Genomic DNA, 19,220 nt, shown 5'->3' on the forward strand with positions numbered 1-19,220 from the left:
TTCATGTCCTCAGACGCGCGGACTCCATGACTTCAGAACTCGGCACCAAATTGATGGTGAGCCGCCTGCCACTCGATGAACTCTGGACCATCCACCGTGAGAACTCTTGGGGTGGGTTCTTTGTGTGACTGCAGGCCGACGCAGCCGGCCGTCCGGGTGTGGGTTCTGAGGCGTTCGACGGCGTGTGGGAGCCGCTCGTGAAAAGCCAGAGGTCCGAAGCCAGTATCGTCGGCGGCGTAGGACGCCTGTTCTGCCCGCTGCAGGGCGTAGAGCTCGGCGACGATCTCTTGGTGCTTCCACCAGCAATCGGGTACCACGGACGTCGTCAGTTGATAGGTCGCGACCAGCCATCTCACCCAGTCTGCGAGCGCGGCCCAGACGCGTTCGGTCTGCTGGGGGCTCATGTCCCGCCAGCGATGGGTCGTGCCCTGCGAACCGTTCGGAGCTCGGAAGGCCGAGCGGAACAGCTCGGCTGTTAGCTCGTCGTCGTCCGCTCCTGCTGAGGGAATGTCAAAGTGTTCGACGTCGTCATAGTTCTCCATCGCTGGTTCCTTCGGCTATTTGTTGTCGCAGTTTGTGCCCTTCGGTGAGCGCGCGTTCGGTCTCTGCCTTGGAGCGTCCAAGTTCGGCTGCGTCCTTGCGCTTGTGCCATTCGCGCAGGTCCAACAGGATCGGTCTGGTGCGCCGGCCGAGCATGAGGGCCGTGCCGGCAGGCAGCCGGCGGATCTCATCGAGGGCGATGACGGGGCTCTCCCGGATCTGCTCGCCGTCCTGACGGCCTTGGGAGGACCACGAGCGCGTGGTTAGCGTGAGGCTCCGTTCGCCCAGCAGTCCTGCGAGCGAGCGGAGGTCACGTTCATCGGAGCCGCCGCCGAAGATCACCTTGATGATGGCCGAGTCCCAGATAGTGGCGGCTTCGTCGATGGACCACCCCGTCCGCGCCTGGGAGAGCGACTGCAACACCACGAGTGTTGAGATGCCGATTCCGCCACCGTCCGAAAGGGCAATGGGCAGGCCGGGCCAGGGGGCAAGGTTGGCGATCTCGTCGAGGATCAAAGACAGAGGCGGATCGAGTCGGCCGCCCGGCGAGACGAATGCCATTTCCCGGGCGGCATAGTCAATGTCGTCAATCAGCGCGGAAAGATAAGGGCCTGTTGCTGCGGCTCCTGTTCGTGTGCCGATCAGGTACAGCGTTCCGCGATCACGGATGAATTGTTTAGGGTCGAACTCTTCCGATTCGTCGTGCGGGTCCAGTGCAGCCAACACCTTGGGCGAAGACAATGGAGCCACAGCTGCCGAAACACCAATCCACGAGTTGGAGGTGTTCCGCGGGTCGTCTTCGAGGATTCCCATCAGGTCGGCCTGCCATCCCAGGGCAGCCCCGGGGCGGCTGAGAACTTCCAGCGCGTCACGGGCGAGCACCGGACTAGAGGACCAACGCCGAAATGCACGGACACCTTCGCCGCTCAATGCCGCCGCGTGGAGAAGGCACTGGAGGACTATCAGGGAGCGCTTCTGCCACGCCGCGTTTTCGCCTTTCATCTCCGTATCAGCCGTGATGACCAGGGCCCGGCGCGTAGCGATGTCCGGATCCTGACACCCACGTACCGGCGACCAGCGGAGCGTGGATGGCAGTCCTGACATTCCCTGCGGATCGAGCACGGTCACAGGCCTGTCCCCCGTGGCGCGGGCTTTCATAGTGACAACGAGATTGTCCGCCCGGGTGGACGTCGTCACCACGGCGCCGGGCGCATCGAGGATGGCATTGATCACCACGTAGAGTCCCTTACCCGAACGGGGCGCTCCCTGGATCACCATCGATTCTTCAGTTGAGACGTGAATCGTGACGCCGCGTGAGCGCCCGAGCGTCCAGGCCACGTCCTGAACGGTCGGGTTGCTTACCGCGGGACGGGTGAACTTCCCGCGCCGCCGAACCGCCCTGGCCCCGAAGTCATGCAGAATCTCGGAACGGCGCGCGATGCCATCTCGGTTCAAAATCTCCTGCCGCAGCCAAGCCCCCGATTGCTTCCATCTTCGCCAAGCCCAGATCCTACTCACCGCAAGCGCGGCGATCGCGGCCAGTACCGGGGCGACCAACCACCAGACATCGCCGGCGCCGACGTCGCAGTCCGGAGCCCGGCGGATGATCCAATCGATCCGGCCAGCGAAGAGTCCGACGGCGGCCGCCGGGTTTGGGGGCGACGGCGGCGCGGTGCCGCACCGCCACATGACGACGAGGCGGGCCGCTCCCTGAACCAGGAAGGAAAGGCTCACGAAACCAGAGAGAGTGACGAGTCCGGCGGTGACGAGGGGACTGGTGTTCCCTGCGCGCGGGTGAGTGAACATCAGATCATCCGGTCGTCGGTACCGAAGACTTCCAGCTCATCGGTGGTGACCCTGTTGGCAACAATGAACGAGCGGTTTCCGACTTTCCAGAGCCCTACGCCCTTGGGAAGGTTCTCCACGTGCTCGCATTCGGCCTCGGTCAAGCCGAGAGCTTCCTTTGTCAGGCGCATGGCGTCGTGCTTCTGGCGGTAAATGATCCGGGTGTCGGCCTCGGTGAGGAGCCCAAGGGCTTTCTGGCGGTGTCCGCTGGTGCTGTCGCCGATCTCGTTGAGGTCAGCTACCTTGTGCATGATGAGCAGATTCGCGATCCCGTACGTGCGCGCCAGTCGCCACTGCTCGCTCATTTTGGCCAGCATGTAGGGATCAGCAAGCATCCGCCAACCCTCGTCGTAGACCACTAGCCGCTTGCCGCCGTCGGGATTGGTGACCGCCGCTTCCAGCCAGGTCGCCCCACACGCTGCGGCGAGTGACAGGGCCTGCTCAGAAGCGCCGATCATGGCAGAGGTATCCATCACCATCATCGGCGCATCGGCATCGAACGCGACCGTGGAAGGGGCGTCGAACATGCCCTCCAGATCACCGGAAACAGTGCGCCGCAGCGAATGGCTGACAGCGGTGCCTCCGTCCCGGCCGACGAGACCGATCGTTTCCTTCGAAGGGTTCAACAGGTGGTCCAGGACCATGGGCAGCGTCGGGTTCGAGTTCTGTGCGACCGTCTCCATCAGCGCCATGTCCAACGCCGTGTGCTCCACCGGGCGAAGGGGCATGCCCTGCCGCATGAGGGACACCAACGCCACCAACAAGTAGCGACGGCGTTGGCGTACTACGGCTTGCCACTGCGCGTCACTCAACGCGCTGGATCGCGGACCCGCGTCGAGGGGGTTCACACGGGCTGAGCGGCCGGGGCCGACAGAAATGACTTTTCCACCAACAGCTTTTGCCACGGCAACCCATTCACCCTTGGGGTCAGACGCTACAGCGGCCTTCCGCCCCAGCGTGATCGACCGGGCCACCAAGGATTTCCCGCACATGGACTTGCCAGTACCCACGGTACCGATGACAACGATCGACGGGCCACTGATGACACCCTTGTCATAGAGAATCCACGGATCGTAGGAAAAAGCCCCGGATCCGAAGACGTCCGTGCCGATGTACGTGCCCTCATGACCCAGACCCGATTCAGTAATGAACGGATAGGCCGCCGCAAACGTCAGCGTGGAAGCGCGATGCGGTGCCGGACGAAGCCGATGCGGTCCACGCAAAGAGTTCGGTTCCTGTCTCCCCCAGTCCCCACCGCGCTCAGTACCGTCCAACCGGTCGTCGAGCCTCTCTCCGAAGCCCCGCAGCGCAGACAACCACGGTCCGCTCTCCCCCGCTCCTTCGCGCCGGCGTCGTTCCTTCCTTTCCCGCCGGTTGCCGCCCGACGGAAGGTATTGAACATTTTGGATGGTCCGCTTCATCGCAGCCCCCTCCCAAGAGGAAGGGCACCGGCCACGAACGCCGCCCATTGCTGCCCGGCCAGCAACCGCAATTCAACGAACGCCCCTGCAGCCGCCGATTCAAGCTCTTGCCTGTGCCTCTCCAGATCCTCGAGCGTGGCTGCCGTGATCGTGACGTATGCAGCCGGCCGCACGTCACCGTGGCCGGCGACGATCTCTTCCTCCCGCTGGGCCACTTCCTCTTCTTCTGCCTTTTGCTCACGTGTGAGGGGCCTGTCGAACCTTGTGTTGATCCGACGCCGGGTTTCATGGGCTTCCTGGGCAGAACGAATATCCCGCAATGCCTCAGTTGTGGGCACGGCCCGGATCACTTCAGTCACCGTATGGCGGAAATCGCCCACGTAGATCAGCGGATGCAGAAAGCCCGGAAAGACCTTCTGCCGCGGCCACTCAGCGATCCAGAACGTTTGATGAAAACCGGAATCGGTGCGCACATAGGTCCAGTGCTCCTCGACGGCCATAGGCCCCGACGGCAGTTTGGAATCCGAATCACTTTCGGGTTCAGGGTGCGCGCCAACTGGCGCCGGCGGCCGAACTGGAGCGGCGACTGCCGCGGGGTCGAAGGCACCGCGTAGGACATTAAGGATTTCGCTTTCCGGGAGCCACTCCTCGACCTTGACGTTGTGTGTTCCGAGTGCCGTGGTTATCGCCTCCACCTCCAGTCGAAGCACGCGTTCAACGCCCACCAGTCCCCCGCCCGACTCTTTGATCCGCCTTCGGGCCTTGGCCGTGTCCACAACAAGAGTCAAAAGCAGATCGTGGCTCATCGCCGACCCAGCTGCAGAAATCAGATCCTCATACGAACGCTCACCCCAGCTCAGTTCGCCTTTGTCTCCGATCCGATTCGGCGCGGTGTGTTCGTAAAAGTCACGCAGCGCCTGCGACGGATACGGCACCGTGTAGTCCTGGACGGCAATTCTCGCGACAGTGCTGCGCTGTGCCATACCTGCCTGAACACGGGACCAGGCCTGCACTGCCCAGGCCTTATCGTCCGTGTCCAAGAGCGCAAAAGACCTCGTACTGCACCTCAGTACCGCGATGGCCTCCCTGCCGCGCGCGTCAACGATGAAGGACTCACCCCTCGAGGTCCGTCGCACCTCGAGGTTTCCCAATCCGCCCGGGAGTGCCAGACGGCCCGCCAGGACACCCCGCTCGGGCCGGACGAGAAACCGGGTCTGACTGACCATCGCCCGATGGAAGAACAGGACAGCATGGACCGCCCATACCGGGTATGGAATCCGTGAGTACTGCAGCAATCCGAGCAACATCAACCCGAGCCACATCGGTCCTGATGCGAATAATCCGACCGGTCCGTTAGCGGCTGAGGCCACACTCGCCACAAGGACGCCACACGCCAGGAGGAGCAACTGATACCACTTCAAGCCCATGAACAAGCCGCGTCGCTCGTACCGGGGAAACTTGACGGCCTCGAGGGTTCGCGAATTCTCAGACACGGGAATCACCATCTTTCGGCGTTTTGCTAGCGGAGCGCTGGAGGCGCCGCTGGCGCTATCGAAGGAGAGGTCTTGGGAACCGACGAGGGGCGCGGCGCCGAAGGAAGAGGTGGATCGTCAATGGCGCTGGAAACCGGTCCCGTGGTCGGTGACTCCGAATTCGATCGCGGCTGCCCGCCGACACTTTGCGCCCGGAGGGAGGTTCGATCCGGAGCCGGGGGCGCGGCCTCGAGCATTGCTGCGGGTTTCCCACCGGACCTCCGGGACGGTGTAGCGTCCGATGGCGTCCCCATCCGTGGCACTCTTTGTGGCAATACCTGCAGCGGATCTTGGTGACGGCTCGACGGGATCGGGCGAGTTATCGACGAACGGGCAGCCATGCCAGCAAGCGTGAATCGGCCACCCGTTTGTCGGCTGATCTGCCTTGCAGTGAAGCTGGAAGTTCGCGAAAGGACGTGACCGCCGCCGGCAGTTTGTGCAGCCGCAGCCAGCTCTCCGCCGGCGAAACTGACAAGCCTTAAGGCCATCAGAGGAGCGCCGCACGCCAGGGTCATTCCGACAACGCCGGCAGCCAGTCCGGCGAACGACTTCGACTCGGCGAAGAGCTTGATGGCAACCGCCAGAACGGTCGCGGCCAGAGGCTTGGCGAGCAGCAGCGCGACAACGATCTCGCACCACCGTCGTGCCCAGGATTTCGTCTTCTCCCACGGCATGAGCATGAGGGCAACTGGCGCGACGGCGGCAAGCACGATGAGCGCGAAAGACCGGAAGATCATCGAGCACATGAGAATGAAGGCCAAAATCCAGACAACAATGACGGCCATCGCCGTGACGATCACGGCCCCGGCCGCCCCGCTGCTAGAGCCGGGAGCCAACGAAACAACGTTCCAGTCCCGGCCGGATCCCGCAGGCGCCCGCTCGAAACCGAAGAGCCGCATAAACACCACATAGCGATCTGTCCCCATGGAGTCGAGGATCGCTTGCGACGCGGCGTCACCGATGTGAGTGAGCTGGCGAGCTAGGAAAACTGCTCCCGCCACCATGGGAATGGCGGCTGCACCGCCTACCAGCGCCCTCACCAAGCGGCGGGGCTGTTGGCTGATCAGACCCGACAGCAACTGAAGAATCATGGCCACGACGAGCGGCGTCATCATGACGACCACCCACCAATTCGTCAGCCCCTGCACGGCGGTCCACTGTGAATCATCAACGTTCGAAACGCTGAAGGCTCCAGTAATGAACGACCAGATCCACGCCGCGATGTTCTGGAGAATATTCGCAAAAAGGGCCGTGACGGCTCCGAGGAAACCATCGTTCGCCTGGGAGACGAGCCCGCACCCGGGCGGCCACCATCCACTCAGGTCACACTGAACCGGCATGGCGGATCGGACCTAGAATCCGAGCGGGAACGCCGACTGGGACCAAAGAATGTAGCCGTTGATGCCGCCAAGAATCGCGGCCACCGGCCCGGTCCAGAGCAAGATCATGCCACCGCCGGAGGCCAGCCGCGACGACTGGCTCAATTTGCCCGCCAGGAGCATTGCGGCCCCAACGATCGCGACTATCGCGATGACAATGAAGGCACCAACGAGGATGCCCCCGCCGATCTCCTTCAGCGAAGCAAGAAAGGGAAAGTTAGGATTCGGGGTGATCCCAGGATCGACCGCTGCCAACAACATCGAGTGCTCCGTCCGTCGACTTCCAGAGGAATGAGCTGCATGGGCTCACGACTTCATGGAGGCGGAAGGCTCGAGCGACATGACCGTCACCTAGCTTTAGCGCTCCTATAGATGAAAGCGACGTCTATGCGCTTACAAGCAGCGGCAGCTCGCCGATTTCCCCGGAGCCGTTTGCGTTATTGATCAGATCGGTGGCAGGCGTTGCGGTCGAGGTCCCATGATTGCAGCGGAGGTTTGAGCATTACCCCCGACAGTGACTACGAATTCCCCCGAGCAGTCTTGTCCGGGGGAATGTTTCGTTTCGTGCTGACCTCGAATGTCCCGATCCTCGCCGCCTAGCCTGTCTCGGCATGTTACGTTATGCGGCTCGTGGTATCGAATGATCGCCCGGTTCAGCAAACAGACTTATCCAATTCGTCTGGCCCCTGTGCAGCTGCACCTTGTCAACCTGGACGCCCGAGAGTGAGGGGACCGCTGTCACTTCCGGGGCTTCCTAGTCGCCGAGATCCTGCAAGAGCCCCGGGAGCCGCCCTGCAAGCATGGTCTTGCCGGCACCCGGGGGTCCGCGCAGCGTTGTGTTGGTGTGCTCAAATTCGAGGAGAAAAGATCCCTGCTAAATCAGCACAGACAGGCCCATCTCACTGCGATTAACACATGTTCACTAACTGTCGAGTTTCGAGGGCACACGCCGGCCAAGCACACCGTAGGGGATGAAGGAAAGAGTTGGTGGTGCATCCGCGCAGGTTCCTGGAACTGGAGGCTCGTCCCTGGTTCGCCGCCGTACGGATTTCAGTGGTGATTACAGGAGGCTCACGGGCAGAGCGCTCCGACGCCGTTACCTGCGGTTTTCCGCATAGACCAAGACTCCCCTACCGCCGGGCCGGTCCCTGCTGTTGCACTGGAGCCATGCTCAGCTATGAAGACATCATCCTGCTCGGAGACGAACGGGTCCTCGTCATCCATGAGCACAAGGACGGCCGCTGCTGGTGCGGCCGACTACAGGACACTTCTGGCAGCGGATCACTTCCGGGACCAAATCCTCGTTCAGAGTGAAGACCTGGTTAAGATCGAAGACTTCTGGAATGGCATAGCCCAAGCCACCCCCCACGGCCCACTGACGATCTGCTTCTGGTCGCCTCATCACCGATCCATGCCCCTGCAGCATTCGCGGGACACATCCTCACGTGCGATGACCCCAGGCAGGGAGTGGGCCGTGTTGGCGGGGTGCCTGCCACGTTCCTGGATACGCCGTCCCCCGTTGGTGCACGAAGACGTCGGCGAGCTGGTGGCCGCCTGGTCATTCAGCCTGTTTCAGTTTGCGTCCCTTTATCCGCTCGGCGGCAGATTGCGGGTAGCCCGATCCGTAGGCGCTGGCGGACATGTACATGCTGCCGTTGACGGCCGCATCGAACGGGTATCGGATCCAGGACTCGACTATTCGCTTTTGAAGGGCCATGGAACTGGGGTGGGTTGAGTCGGCCAGTTCCTGGGCGAACGTAATTGCTTCTTCGAGTGCTTTGCCTTGGGCGGCGATGGAATGAACGAGGCCCCATTGCTCGGCGAGGTCCGCGTTCACAGTTTGGCCGGTAAGGACCATCCGGCGGGCACGGTTCAGTCCGATGATTCCTGGGAGCAGTGCCCCGTGCAGCGGAGTCGGTGCTCCGTTGAGGACTTCAGGCTGGCCGAACACTGCGGTGGGATCGGCGATGACGAAGTCACATGCTGCGGCCAGGACGCATCCTGTTCCCAGGGCCCAGCCGTGTATTGCTGCTACCACGGGCACCCGGCTACGCATGATGGCTTCGTACATCGCGTTTTCCGCGTACTGCATCTCGAGGTATTCCTCGGTGCTCAGGGCTGACATCTCTTTGAGGTCTGATCCCGCGCAAAAGGCCTTCTCCCCGGCTCCGGTGAGGACGATGGCGCCGACTCCGCTGGCTTCGGCAATGACGGTGGTGAGTGCGCGCTTGTCTTCGATCCGCATAGCGTTTCGGACGTGCGGGCGGTTCAGTGACACGACCAGGACGTCCTTGTGGCGGCGTACCGTCAGTGTCTCATGCTCGGAGCCGGTCATTTCGAGAGTCCTTTCATGGGTTTGGTCACTGCCTGCCTGGCGGCCTTCACGCGGATGTCTTAGTGAGAGCGTCGTGCCAGATGTCGGCGGCGCTGTGTTCACCCAGGCGTGGGGCAGGCCCCTTGGGTCCTACGTTGCCGTTTGTCGACCGGTAGGGCGTGTTGAGGACTGATACCTGTCCGCGGACGGGATCGGGGATGGTGACGAAGGAGTTGCGTGAGCGGGCAAGTGCACCGTTCGCGACGTCTTTTACTTCTTCGATGGGGCCGGACGGCACGCCCGCTTCGTTGAGTGCCTCGAGCGCGGCGTCCCGTGAACCCAGCCGGGTGGCCCAGCCTTCAATGCGTGCCCGAACCACATCCTTATGAGCAATTCGTTTTTCGTTGCTGCTGAGGTCTACCGCGCTTGGGCCGAGCTTGCTGGAGATCAGGTTGTCCAGCCGCTGCCACAGCGCTTCGCTGGTAGCGGCCACGACAATGTATGAGTCAGGCGCCGCGTAGACGCCGTAGGGAATGACTGCCCGGTGTTCAAGTCCGTTGCGGGTGGGCCGTACGTCCTCGCCACCGAACTCCACCTCCTGCAGTGCAGTTTCATGGAACGGCAACGTGGAGTCGAAGAGGGAAACGTCGATGTAGTCGCCTATCCCATCGACGGTGTCACGTCGGTAGAGTGCGGTAAGAATCCCGCTGTAGGCATGGAGGCCTGCCGACACATCAGCCAGCGCGATACCGACCGGCACGGGGGGTTGGTCCGCGTAGCCGTTCATATCGATGGCGCCGGCCCAACCTTCGGCGATGATGCCTTGACCGGCCCGCTTGGCGAAGATCCCCGTCTGCCCGAACGCCGAGACGGAACACATCACCAGGCCCGGGTTCACCTCCCGCAGACTTTCATATCCCAGTCCCTTTGCGGCGAGAGTTCCAGGGCGCATGTTCTCCACGAGTACGTCGGCCTTGGAGGCCAGGTCGCGCACCATGGCGATGCCTTCCGGGGTGCGAAGGTCGGCCACCACGCTTTTCTTGCCGCAGTTCAGCCACATGAAGTAGCCGCTGTGTTCCTCGCTCAGGATGGCCGGAAGGTATCGGGAAGGGTCGCCCGCCGGGGACTCGATTTTGACCACATCCGCGCCCGCATCTGCGAGCAGGCGGCCACAGTATGGAGCTGCCAATATCTGGCCCATCTCCAAGACGCGTACTTTGCTGAGGGGGCCTGCGCGATGTCCAGCGGCTTCCTTACCGTTTTCCATTTCAAATCCTTCATTCAAGCGAGAGGGTTGTCGATATACCAGACAACGTCTGTAATATCATCCAGAGTATCTACGTCCCCCTCGAGGGTCAAGGGGGACGCTGACTGAACATTGAGGCGGCACCGCATGTGAGAGCTGTTGAATGTTCGCCTGGCTGCGAACCGGGAAGGTAAGCCCATGGGCTGCTTGCGGCGCCGGAGCCAGCCATCCAATTTCACGGACGGATCCGGCGGCCGCATAGTCCCGCGCTTCGTCATGGATGCGATTCGCCCGGTAGTCGCGTTCCCAGGCACGTTTCGTGAATCGGCCGGGCTTGATGGGCCTGCAATTGGGGCTGCCTGAAACCTCCGTCCCGCATTGGAGGGCGTGACCGCATGCCATGTGGGCTTATTCTGATGCCTTTGCGCGGTCACCCCCAGTCAGGCGCCGTCGGCGGATCACTGCAGGATCCGCCCGGGGCATGCCAGCCCTTCTGGTCATCGGCCGCAGCCGCAGAAGAACCACTGAACCCGGACCGCGTGTAGGACCTGTGGTCCGACGGGGTTCATTTCCTTCTGCGGCTGCGCCTCGAGGGTTAGATGCGGCCGGAGGGAAGGGATCCGGCAAGTATCGCAAGAGCCTCGAACAGGTAATAGCTGCCAAAAATGAGCTCGACGTCCGTTGCCGCGTCGACACTTCTTACGATGCTCTTGCGCGTGAAACAACCCCCGGTGAGGATGCCGACCGGCCGTTCATCGTCAGGGCGGCAGGGGGTGAGGTATTGGTTAACCAGGGCGGACGCGGTTTCCCGCGCGAAGGATTCGTAGGCGCCGGCTTGCTCGCTGTCTCCGAGGGCATAACTTAGTTTGAGGAGCGCCGCCGTGGCCATGGCCGTTGCGGCGGTGTCCCCGCTCGTGTCGGGTATGGCAGGGTCGTTGAAGTCCCAGAATGCGACTTTGTCCGCGGGGACATTTGCGATCCACCAGTCAGCAGTCCGGGTGGCGTATTCGAGCCACAGCGGTTCGTCAGGCCGGGCGACGGCGGCCTGGGCGCTGTAGATCATGGCCCACCCCTGGGCCCTTCCCCAAATGCTCGTGTCGCTGTATCCCTTGTGCGTGTGTGTCCTGATCACCTCGCCCGTTTCCGGGTCCAGAGTTGAGGACTGGATGGCGCTTCCGTCCTCGTGGACGTGGTTTTGCAGTACTTGGGCCGTGTGGCGGACGGCGACGTCCTCAAGGCGGGCATCGGACAGTTCCGAGGCCGCCCAGAAGAGCAGTCCGCTGGCCTGGAGGGAGTCGATGCTGCTCTCTGCCGATCCGGTGTCTGAGGCTTCCTCGGCTTCCTGACCCAAGGGAATGAGTCCTAAGCGTTCGTCGAACATGCCGGCAAGCGAGTGGGCCGCCTTGAGGGCCATCTCGCGGGCAGCCGCGTCCTGAAACAGGATATGGCCAAGGGCAGCGCCATAGTAGAAGCCAAATCCCTTGAATGCGGTCTTCTTTTCGGTTCGGGGAGCCATCCTGTCCATGGCCTGGTGGATTTCCTCCAGTCTGCAGGAGGAGGGATCTAGCGTGCGGGCAAGCCACAGTTGTCCGACGTAGGCGCCACCGGTCCAGTCTCCGTCGGGAGTCAGGGTCCACCGACCCGTCTCCGGATCGGCCCAATGCGGGAGTCCTTCCGGGATGACATCCTTCGTGGCAAGGATTCTTGAAAGCATCCTGCGCTGGGCATCTTTAAACTGTAGGGACGACATGTAACTCCTTTGTCAGTCGGCCAGCCTGGACCTTGAACGGCCAGTGCTGATCAGCGGAAACCGCTGAATGTTGCCTTTTCGTCTGATATGCCAGACAATGTCTTATATGTACAACTCTACTGTTCCCGAGCCGGCATCGTCCACCCCGAGTTCCGCTTCTACTGCTGTGAAGAATGGGTCGAATGGTCGGGTGACGGCGCCGGCCCTGCGACGTGGCCTCGACATCCTCGAGCTGTTTCTCGACTCCAATGACGGGCTGAAGGTGCCGGAGATGACGGAACGGTTGGGCATTCCCAGGGCCAGCGTGCATGAGCTGGTGGGAGCCCTCGTAGAGAGGGGTTATCTGCAGGCGAAGCCTGACGTGCCTGGTCGTTTTGTACTCGGGGTTCGGGCCTTTCAGTTGGGCGGGGCGTACGAGCGTGAGCTGGATCTGGCGGCAGTGGGGCGGGAAACGGCGCGCAAGATTGCTGCAAAATGCGGTGAAACCGTGCAGATCGTGGTCCGTGAGGGCCAGCATGTGGTGTACCTGGTCAAGGTCGACAGCACGCACTCCATCCGCCTGGTGTCCGAAGTGGGTAGGCGTCTGCCGGCATACTGCACCGCCGTCGGCAAGGCTCTCCTGGCCGCCCTTCCCGATGATGAAATTGATGCGCTCTTTCCCGATGATGCGTCGCTGGTCCCGATGACCGCCAACAGCATCAGCACCAGGGAACGGCTGTTCAAGGAGCTGGCCCTTACGCGTGAGCGTGGATGGGCGGAAGAGAACGGCGAATCGAACGAGAATGCGGCATGTGTTGCTGCGCCCGTCTTTGACCGCTCCGGAAACTGTATTTCAGCCATCAGTATTTCCGTCCCCACCTTACGCATGGACGAAAAGAAGAAATCTGAATACATCAACCTGGTATTGCAGGGTGCGCGCGAGCTTTCAACCAGCCTCGGTTCACCCCTGCGCTAGCCAGTCCGCATTGCGTGGACCGTCGGCGGCAGAATAGCTGGCAGGAAGCACCGGGTCCCCACGCTGGTCACCGCGAAGAGCTGCACCTTCATCACAGGCGCCCCTCCCCTACCGTGGCTCAGTAACCCGACGAGGGGTTCCCGCGGCCTCGGCCCTGGATCAGGCCCTGCGACTCTTGAGTGACGATGACTAAGCTGAGCGCCGGAGGACTTGCCTGCAGGGCCGCTGTCCTCGAACTCGCAGGCCGGGGAGTGCAACTACGTCTCCCACCGCTTGATAAAGCGAGTTCTGTTTGTCGAGCGACGGCCCGTGCATGCCCGGAGGATCCGATGGTCGTCCCGGCTACCGCCGAACGCCACCTGGTGTCAGCACGCCTGATTCGAGACCCTAGTCGGCCTCAGGGCTGTTGCAGTAAAAACATTCGGCATCGCAATCCCCGGCTGCCCTCATGGCTGCGTCCGTTGAGACGCCTCGTTCACGTTCCGCGTGCAGGGGGATGGTCAACGTGCGGTCTTTCTTCTTCATCGGTGATTCCTGGCAGGGGCAGCTATTGCGCATGCCCCTGCCAGGGCTCCAGCCGGGCCGGGATACAACAGAAGGCGACGGTGGCCACACAGCCGGCTGAGGGGAGCCTGGGTCATCGGAACTGGAATGCCGAAGCCTAGGCAGGGGCAGTGAACCGTTTAAGGGCGGGCTGGTCCCGACGGCCAACAGGGGACATCGGCAAGCTGTAGGGAGCCCGGCCCAGCTCATCCAAGCCTAGGCGGGCCCGCCGGACACGTTCGCGTGTCGATGCGAGAACCGTCGGAGCCAACTGCGCGCCGGCGGGATAGACGTCCGGCGCGTTCCGCAGTCCGAACTTAACGTAGACCGGAGCCGCTACCCGGATAATCTCGAAGATCTCATGGTGACGGACAAAGCCCCCGATATTGTCCGGGGCCTCGATGTAGAAGTCCACGGCAGCGTCGCTGGAGGACCGGATTTCCGCGAGCTGCGTCACCGACAGGTCGGACGGCACGTTAATCGTGTCCGCTCCCAGGAGCTCGTTTACGCGGAAAGCCGCAGGATTGGCCGGCGCGGACATAATGGATGTCTTGAACTGGACATCCGCCGGGAGGTCCCCGCTCTCGCGAAGGCCATTAAGCGTCCACAGCAGACCTTCATCGGACACCAGGAAGCTGCGGACACCCAGCGCCGCACCCCTTACCACCTCGGCCACGCCTGCACCGAGCTGAGTCAACCCACGGGAACGGGCGGCAACCGAGCCGGCAACGCTCGAAGCCGCGCCGCCAACATCCCAGTTGGCACCGGGACGGACAAAGAGGCACAACTCCACGTCGCTGTCCTGACACAGCTTGACCATCTCAATGATTTCACCATCCGTAAGCATCGTCACCCCGGACCCTTGGGACACCCGGTGGACGGGTACTCCCAGGCGCTGGGCTTCTTCCAGCGCCAGCCGCACGGACTCCGGTCCTTCAACCGAAGGAATTTCCACCCGCCATTTCCCCCCGTCGGGAAAGGACTTCGTGGATGAAGGCAGGCTGGCTGCGGGTGAGCTGTACCCAAGAGCGGAAAGTGCCTTGTCCCCGGGAGAGTACGCCCCTGCCTCATGTGCCTTTTCCATGGAAAACCTCTTTCACTAAAACTTGTTGTCGAAATATCAGACACTGTCTGGCATCTCAAACAAGAGTAGCCCGCCTCGCGACAGCCGGTCAAGGGGGCATGGTTGCGAATTGGTGTGTTGACGTGCGCTCCATCACATGTAAACATGGTCTTATATCTCAGAACACGTCTGAAATATTAGACAAAACGGAGACATTGATTCCATGGGTGAGTTCGTAAACGTTGAGCTCCACGGCGCAGTGGCTGTGATCAGGCTGAACCGGCCACCGCTGAACATCCTCAACCTCGCCGCACAAGACGAACTCGCGTTGGCGGCTCAGGAAATCGAGGCAAACCCGGCAGTGCGCAGCGCGGTCATCTACGGCGGAGACAAAATCTTCGCCGCCGGAGCAGACGTCAAAGAAATGTCACGCATGGAACCAGCGGAACTCCTGGAACGGCACTCAGGACTGCAACACGGATTCAACGACCTGGCCAACCTGACCAAGCCGCTCATTGCCGCAGTGACTGGCTACGCCCTGGGCGGCGGAGGCGAACTCGCACTGTGCGCCGACGTCCGCTACGCGGCACATGACGCAATTTTCGGACAACCCGAAATCCGGCTGGGAATCATGCCCGGGTCAGGAGCAACCCAACGCCTGGCACGGCTCGTCGGCCCTGCAAAAGCCAAAGACCTAATGCTGACCGGCCGGCAAATCTCGGCAGACGAGGCCTACCGGATTGGCCTCGTCGACAAAGTCGTACCGGCAGGCGAAGTGCTGCAACAGGCCATCGAGTGGGCTTCGCAGTTCACCGAAGGCCCGGCGCTGGCACTGAAAACCATCAAGCAGGCAGTGGACGCCGGCCTGGACCTGCCGATCGAATCGGCCCTTGCCCTGGAGCGCGAGCTCTTCGCCGTCCTGTTCCAATCCGAGGACAAAACCATCGGTATGGACCACTTCCTGACCAAATCATCTGGTACGGCCCGATTTTCCGGTAAGTAGGCAACTCACACATGAACTTTCCACCAGCACATAACGAGGAGCAACACAAAATGGAAGCAATACAGCTCGGCAATGAGGCAGAGCGTACCCCAACGCGGCCCGTGGCCACGAAGAAGATGACCGCGGGTCTGGGCGGCGGAGTCCTGCTGGAATGGTACGACTGGAGCGTCTACGGCTTCATGGCTGCCTTCCTGGCCCCGCACTTCTTCCCCTCGAACGACCCTGTCAGCTCCACCCTGACCGCCCTGGCGGTCTTCGGCGCAGGCTTCATCGCCCGCCCGCTCGGCGCGGCGATCCTCGGCCCCATCGCCGACCGCTACAGCCACAAGAAGATCATGATGCTCTCAGTGTCGGCCATGGCGGTTGGATCGTTCCTCATCGCCGCGCTGCCAACAAATAACCAGATCGGAACGATCGCCGGCGTCATTCTGCTGGTGATACGCCTCATGCAGGGCCTGGCAACCGGCGCCGAAGCCGGCGTCGCCAACGCCATCGCCATCGAGCTTGCCCCCGAAGGGCAACAGGGCCGCTACCTGGGCCTTATCGGTGGTTCCTTCATCCAGGCCGGCGTCTTCGGTGCAAGCCTTATAGCGTTCTTCGTCAGCGCCTCCATGCCCGGTTCCTCCATGGCGGAATGGGGCTGGCGCATACCGTTCCTCGTCGGCGGTCTCATGGGTGTCTTTGTCATCATCCTGCGCCGGGAACTTCCCGAAACGCTCATCAACGCTGCCATGGAACACAAGAAGAGGGATGAAACCGAGCAGATCCACACCAGCGCCGGCAGCCTCTGGAAGGCCCTGTGGAAGTCCCGCCTGGCCCTCCTGACCGTCATCCTCGTCATCGGCGCCGTCCAGATCGCAAACTACGCCTGGAACACCGCACTGCCCAACCTGGCGAACTCGGTCCACAAGGAAAACCCCACCGCCGTCTTCGGCATCATCACCGGTATGGGCGTCCTCTGGGTCATCATGGGACCGTGGATTGGCCGCTTCGCTGACCGCGTCCGCCCCTCACGCGCCTTCACCATCACGCGCCTGCTGCTCATCCCCGCACTCTTCACCATCCTGCTCTACTCCCAGCCCGGCATCGGAGTCTTCGCCCTCGTCGTCCTCCTCGGCGGCCTCGTAGTCGGCGCCAACATGAGCATGTACAACTACATCGCCTCCACCCTGATGCCCCGCAACATCCGCACCACCGGTGTCGCCGCCGGCTACGCACTGGGCGTGTCAATCTTCGGCGGCACCTCCTCATACCTGCTCGTATGGCTGCAGCAGCAGAAGATCCTGTGGGCATTCCCCGTCTACGGAGCCGTGATCAGCCTTCTCAGCGTTCTCGTGTACCTGGCAGCCAAGAAGCGCGGCCACGTACACGTTGCAGACTAAGAGATCCAAAGGCATGAGCTTCGGATCGCTGTGGCGTCTTGCGGCAGCCGCCTACTCGGCCTACGCCAGGGATTACCTGTCCCTGGTCGCAGCGACGGACAGCAGGCCATCGAAAGACAACCGCACGCCGCTCACCACCGCCTAGAACAAGGACCCGGAGCCTTCAGGAAACTTATCTGCTGCGCACCTCTCGTCAGAGCCACGCTCAGTAGGACGGCATTCGGACCGCCACAGCCTGCACCGTTCCCCCATCAATTCATCCCTCACAGCGCCAAGGATTCCAAAACCATGACCACCATCGCAGGCACCAACCCCTACACGGGCACAGCCCTCGACCCGGTAACTGAAGAAACCTCCCTCGCAGACGTGGACCGCATCATCCAAAGCGCAGGGAAAGCCTTCGCATACTTGGAGGGCATCGGCAGGGCAGGACGAGCCGGGCTTCTTCAAGTCATCGCGGACAGCCTTGACCTCAACGCCGAAGAGCTCATCAAGACCGCAGATGAGGAAACCGGGATCGGCCCCGCCCGCCTCACCGGGGAACTCAACAGGGCCAGCTACCAGATGAGGTTCTTCGCCGAGGTCCTGCTCGAGGGCAGCTACCTCGAAGCGACCATCGACACAGCCGATGACAACCCGATGGGGTGGCGTCCGGACCTGCGCCGCATTCTCCAGCCCATCGGTCCCGTGGCCGTGTTCGGATCAAGCAACTTCCCCTTCGCCTTCTCCGTCATCGGCGGCGACACCGCCTCAGCTCTCGCAACAGGCTGCCCTGTCGTCCTCAAGGCGCACAGTTCCCACCCCCGAACGTCCAAGATCTCTTACGACATCATGACCGCGGCGGCAACCAACTACGGCGCGCCGGAGGGAACCCTCGGCATCGTCTTCGGTCAAAAGGCAGGAACGGCACTGGTCAGCCACCCCCTTATCCAGGCAGTCGGGTTTACTGGTTCTCTAGGGGGCGGAAACGCGCTCATGGAAGCCATCAGCCGACGGCCACAACCCATCCCCTTCTACGGCGAACTCAGCAGCCTCAACCCCCTAATCATCACCCCGAACGCCGCGGCAGAACGGGGCGCGACTATCGGTGCCGACCTTGCAGCCTCAATAACTACCTCCGCCGGGCAGCTGTGCACCAAGCCGGGCGTCGTCTTCGTCCCGCACGGCCACGAAGGAGACATTCTCGTTTCCAGCCTCACGAACGAACTGGCATCGACCACCGTCTCACCACTGCTCAACCGCCGAATTTTCGAGAGTTACGCAGCCATCACGGACGCGCTGGATGACCATGATGACGTGGAGCGGATAGCCGTCGGGAAGACCCCAACCGAAGGTGGATTCCACGTTACTCCGGCCATCTACAGCATCGACGCATCCCGGCTGCGTGCAGAGATCGTTGAGGAATGCTTCGGTCCCTCATCCATCATCGTCCGCTATAACACCCTGTCAGAGCTGGAAGCGGCGCTTTCGATGATTGAAGACTCATTGACCCTGACCATCCACCTGGGCAAAGACGATTCAAACCTGGCGCAGCGGCTCACCGAGCTCGGCCGTGCCCGGGCAGGACGGATCATCTACAACGGCTACCCCACAGGCGTCAGCGTCAGCTGGGCCCAAACCCACGGCGGGCCCTGGCCATCCACCAACTCCTTCCACACCTCCGTCGGCGCAACAGCGGTCCGCCGGTTCCTTCGCCCAGTCACATACCAGGACGCCCCCACATACGTACTTCCGGACGAACTAAAGGACGGCGAAATCCTCGTCCCCACCCGAATCGACGGGCAGCTGAACCTTCCAAGAATCAAAAGGATAGTAGGACCTCATAAACCCCTTCGCCGGGTTGCCCGTAATCCCCCAGAGCTGCCGCCCGAAACAGGGGCCTCCAACCGGTCCGAAAACGGACAAACGGAAGTTCACGTATAGACCGACCAGCTCCGCGCCGTACTGGACTCCCGCGGCGTGGAGCCGGTTTCACCTTAAGACAGCAACGGCGACAAGCCGTTCTGCCCACCTGAACCGGCTGGCTCCGCTCACCACCTGGGCCGCTTGGGGTGACTTGCAAGACTGGCCTGATGCCCATAAATACCACTGACAGTTACGACACGCAGGCATGGAGACAGTTCCCTACATTTTTCTCGGTTTTGTCTGTCTCACCCGAGATGGCTTGTTATTCAGCTGGCCAAGTACGCGCAGTTCTTGTCTCAGAGCGGCCTTGGCCATGGCTCTTTCCAGTCTTGGTACTTCGGT

16 protein-coding genes and 1 pseudogene are annotated in these 19,220 nt (G+C 62.1%); 5 read left to right on the forward strand and 12 right to left on the reverse strand.

Translation table 11 applies throughout. The features are described from left to right. Window positions 1-32: 32 nt before the first annotated feature. The 10 genes and pseudogenes from AC3WJU_RS14135 to AC3WJU_RS14180 all read right to left on the reverse strand — a co-directional run bounded on the left by AC3WJU_RS14135 (window position 33) and on the right by AC3WJU_RS14180 (window position 12,027). Window positions 33-542 (reverse strand): hypothetical protein, encoded by a 510-nt coding sequence (locus tag AC3WJU_RS14135; RefSeq protein ID WP_492260139.1) that lies wholly within the window; start codon window positions 540-542, stop codon window positions 33-35. Next, on the reverse strand, window positions 529-2,346 hold the full coding sequence (locus AC3WJU_RS14140; RefSeq protein WP_492260140.1) for a type IV secretory system conjugative DNA transfer family protein: 1,818 nt from the start codon (window positions 2,344-2,346) through the stop codon (window positions 529-531). The genes AC3WJU_RS14135 and AC3WJU_RS14140 overlap by 14 nt, the downstream gene beginning before the upstream one ends. After that, window positions 2,346-3,608 carry a putative type IV secretion/conjugal transfer ATPase gene (locus AC3WJU_RS14145; RefSeq protein WP_492260141.1) on the reverse strand — a complete coding sequence of 421 codons (1,263 nt, stop codon included), beginning with the start codon at window positions 3,606-3,608 and terminating at the stop codon, window positions 2,346-2,348. The genes AC3WJU_RS14140 and AC3WJU_RS14145 overlap by 1 nt, the downstream gene beginning before the upstream one ends. A gap of 194 nt (window positions 3,609-3,802) precedes the next feature. Continuing rightward, window positions 3,803-5,311 (reverse strand): SCO6880 family protein, encoded by a 1,509-nt coding sequence (locus tag AC3WJU_RS14150; protein WP_492260142.1) that lies wholly within the window; start codon window positions 5,309-5,311, stop codon window positions 3,803-3,805. Between the two features lie 14 nt (window positions 5,312-5,325). Next, on the reverse strand, window positions 5,326-6,678 hold the full coding sequence (locus tag AC3WJU_RS14155; RefSeq protein ID WP_492260143.1) for a type IV secretion system protein: 1,353 nt from the start codon (window positions 6,676-6,678) through the stop codon (window positions 5,326-5,328). Window positions 6,679-6,690: 12 nt separating this feature from the next. Then, a complete protein-coding gene (locus AC3WJU_RS14160) occupies window positions 6,691-6,978 on the reverse strand; it encodes a hypothetical protein (RefSeq protein WP_078108165.1) in 288 nt (95 codons plus the stop codon). A gap of 496 nt (window positions 6,979-7,474) precedes the next feature. Further along, a pseudogene (locus tag AC3WJU_RS14165) lies at window positions 7,475-7,549 on the reverse strand (ATP-binding protein); the annotation flags it as partial. Between the two features lie 726 nt (window positions 7,550-8,275). Next, on the reverse strand, window positions 8,276-9,052 hold the full coding sequence (locus AC3WJU_RS14170) for an enoyl-CoA hydratase/isomerase family protein (protein WP_492260144.1): 777 nt from the start codon (window positions 9,050-9,052) through the stop codon (window positions 8,276-8,278). Between the two features lie 46 nt (window positions 9,053-9,098). After that, window positions 9,099-10,298 carry a CaiB/BaiF CoA transferase family protein gene (locus tag AC3WJU_RS14175; protein WP_492260145.1) on the reverse strand — a complete coding sequence of 400 codons (1,200 nt, stop codon included), beginning with the start codon at window positions 10,296-10,298 and terminating at the stop codon, window positions 9,099-9,101. Window positions 10,299-10,872: 574 nt separating this feature from the next. Further along, complete coding sequence (locus AC3WJU_RS14180; protein ID WP_492260146.1) at window positions 10,873-12,027, reverse strand: hypothetical protein; 1,155 nt, start codon at window positions 12,025-12,027, stop codon at window positions 10,873-10,875. Window positions 12,028-12,133: 106 nt separating this feature from the next. Here AC3WJU_RS14180 and AC3WJU_RS14185 point away from each other — a divergent pair, with 106 nt between their 5' ends. Then, window positions 12,134-12,982: an IclR family transcriptional regulator gene (locus AC3WJU_RS14185; protein ID WP_492260147.1), complete on the forward strand. Its 849-nt coding sequence runs from the start codon at window positions 12,134-12,136 to the stop codon at window positions 12,980-12,982. 387 nt (window positions 12,983-13,369) lie between these two features. Here AC3WJU_RS14185 and AC3WJU_RS14190 read toward each other — a convergent pair whose 3' ends face one another. Both AC3WJU_RS14190 and AC3WJU_RS14195 read right to left on the reverse strand, forming a co-directional pair. Next, on the reverse strand, window positions 13,370-13,507 hold the full coding sequence (locus AC3WJU_RS14190; protein WP_492260148.1) for a hypothetical protein: 138 nt from the start codon (window positions 13,505-13,507) through the stop codon (window positions 13,370-13,372). Window positions 13,508-13,643: 136 nt separating this feature from the next. Next, window positions 13,644-14,609 carry a hypothetical protein gene (locus AC3WJU_RS14195; RefSeq protein ID WP_492260149.1) on the reverse strand — a complete coding sequence of 322 codons (966 nt, stop codon included), beginning with the start codon at window positions 14,607-14,609 and terminating at the stop codon, window positions 13,644-13,646. A gap of 202 nt (window positions 14,610-14,811) precedes the next feature. On the opposite strand from AC3WJU_RS14195, the gene AC3WJU_RS14200 reads away from it, so the two are divergent. The 4 genes from AC3WJU_RS14200 (at window position 14,812) to AC3WJU_RS14215 (ending at window position 18,896) form a co-directional block, all read left to right on the forward strand. After that, window positions 14,812-15,591 (forward strand): enoyl-CoA hydratase/isomerase family protein, encoded by a 780-nt coding sequence (locus AC3WJU_RS14200; RefSeq protein WP_492260150.1) that lies wholly within the window; start codon window positions 14,812-14,814, stop codon window positions 15,589-15,591. Between the two features lie 50 nt (window positions 15,592-15,641). Next, the gene (locus tag AC3WJU_RS14205) at window positions 15,642-16,973 is read left to right on the forward strand and encodes an MFS transporter (protein ID WP_492260151.1); all 1,332 of its coding nucleotides are present in this window, start codon (window positions 15,642-15,644) and stop codon (window positions 16,971-16,973) included. Window positions 16,974-16,986: 13 nt separating this feature from the next. Next, window positions 16,987-17,118 (forward strand): hypothetical protein, encoded by a 132-nt coding sequence (locus AC3WJU_RS14210; protein ID WP_492260152.1) that lies wholly within the window; start codon window positions 16,987-16,989, stop codon window positions 17,116-17,118. Window positions 17,119-17,261: 143 nt separating this feature from the next. Beyond that, window positions 17,262-18,896: an aldehyde dehydrogenase (NADP(+)) gene (locus tag AC3WJU_RS14215; protein ID WP_492260153.1), complete on the forward strand. Its 1,635-nt coding sequence runs from the start codon at window positions 17,262-17,264 to the stop codon at window positions 18,894-18,896. Window positions 18,897-19,220: the final 324 nt, after the last annotated feature.

The organism is Arthrobacter sp. FW306-1B-F12A (assembly GCF_058781865.1).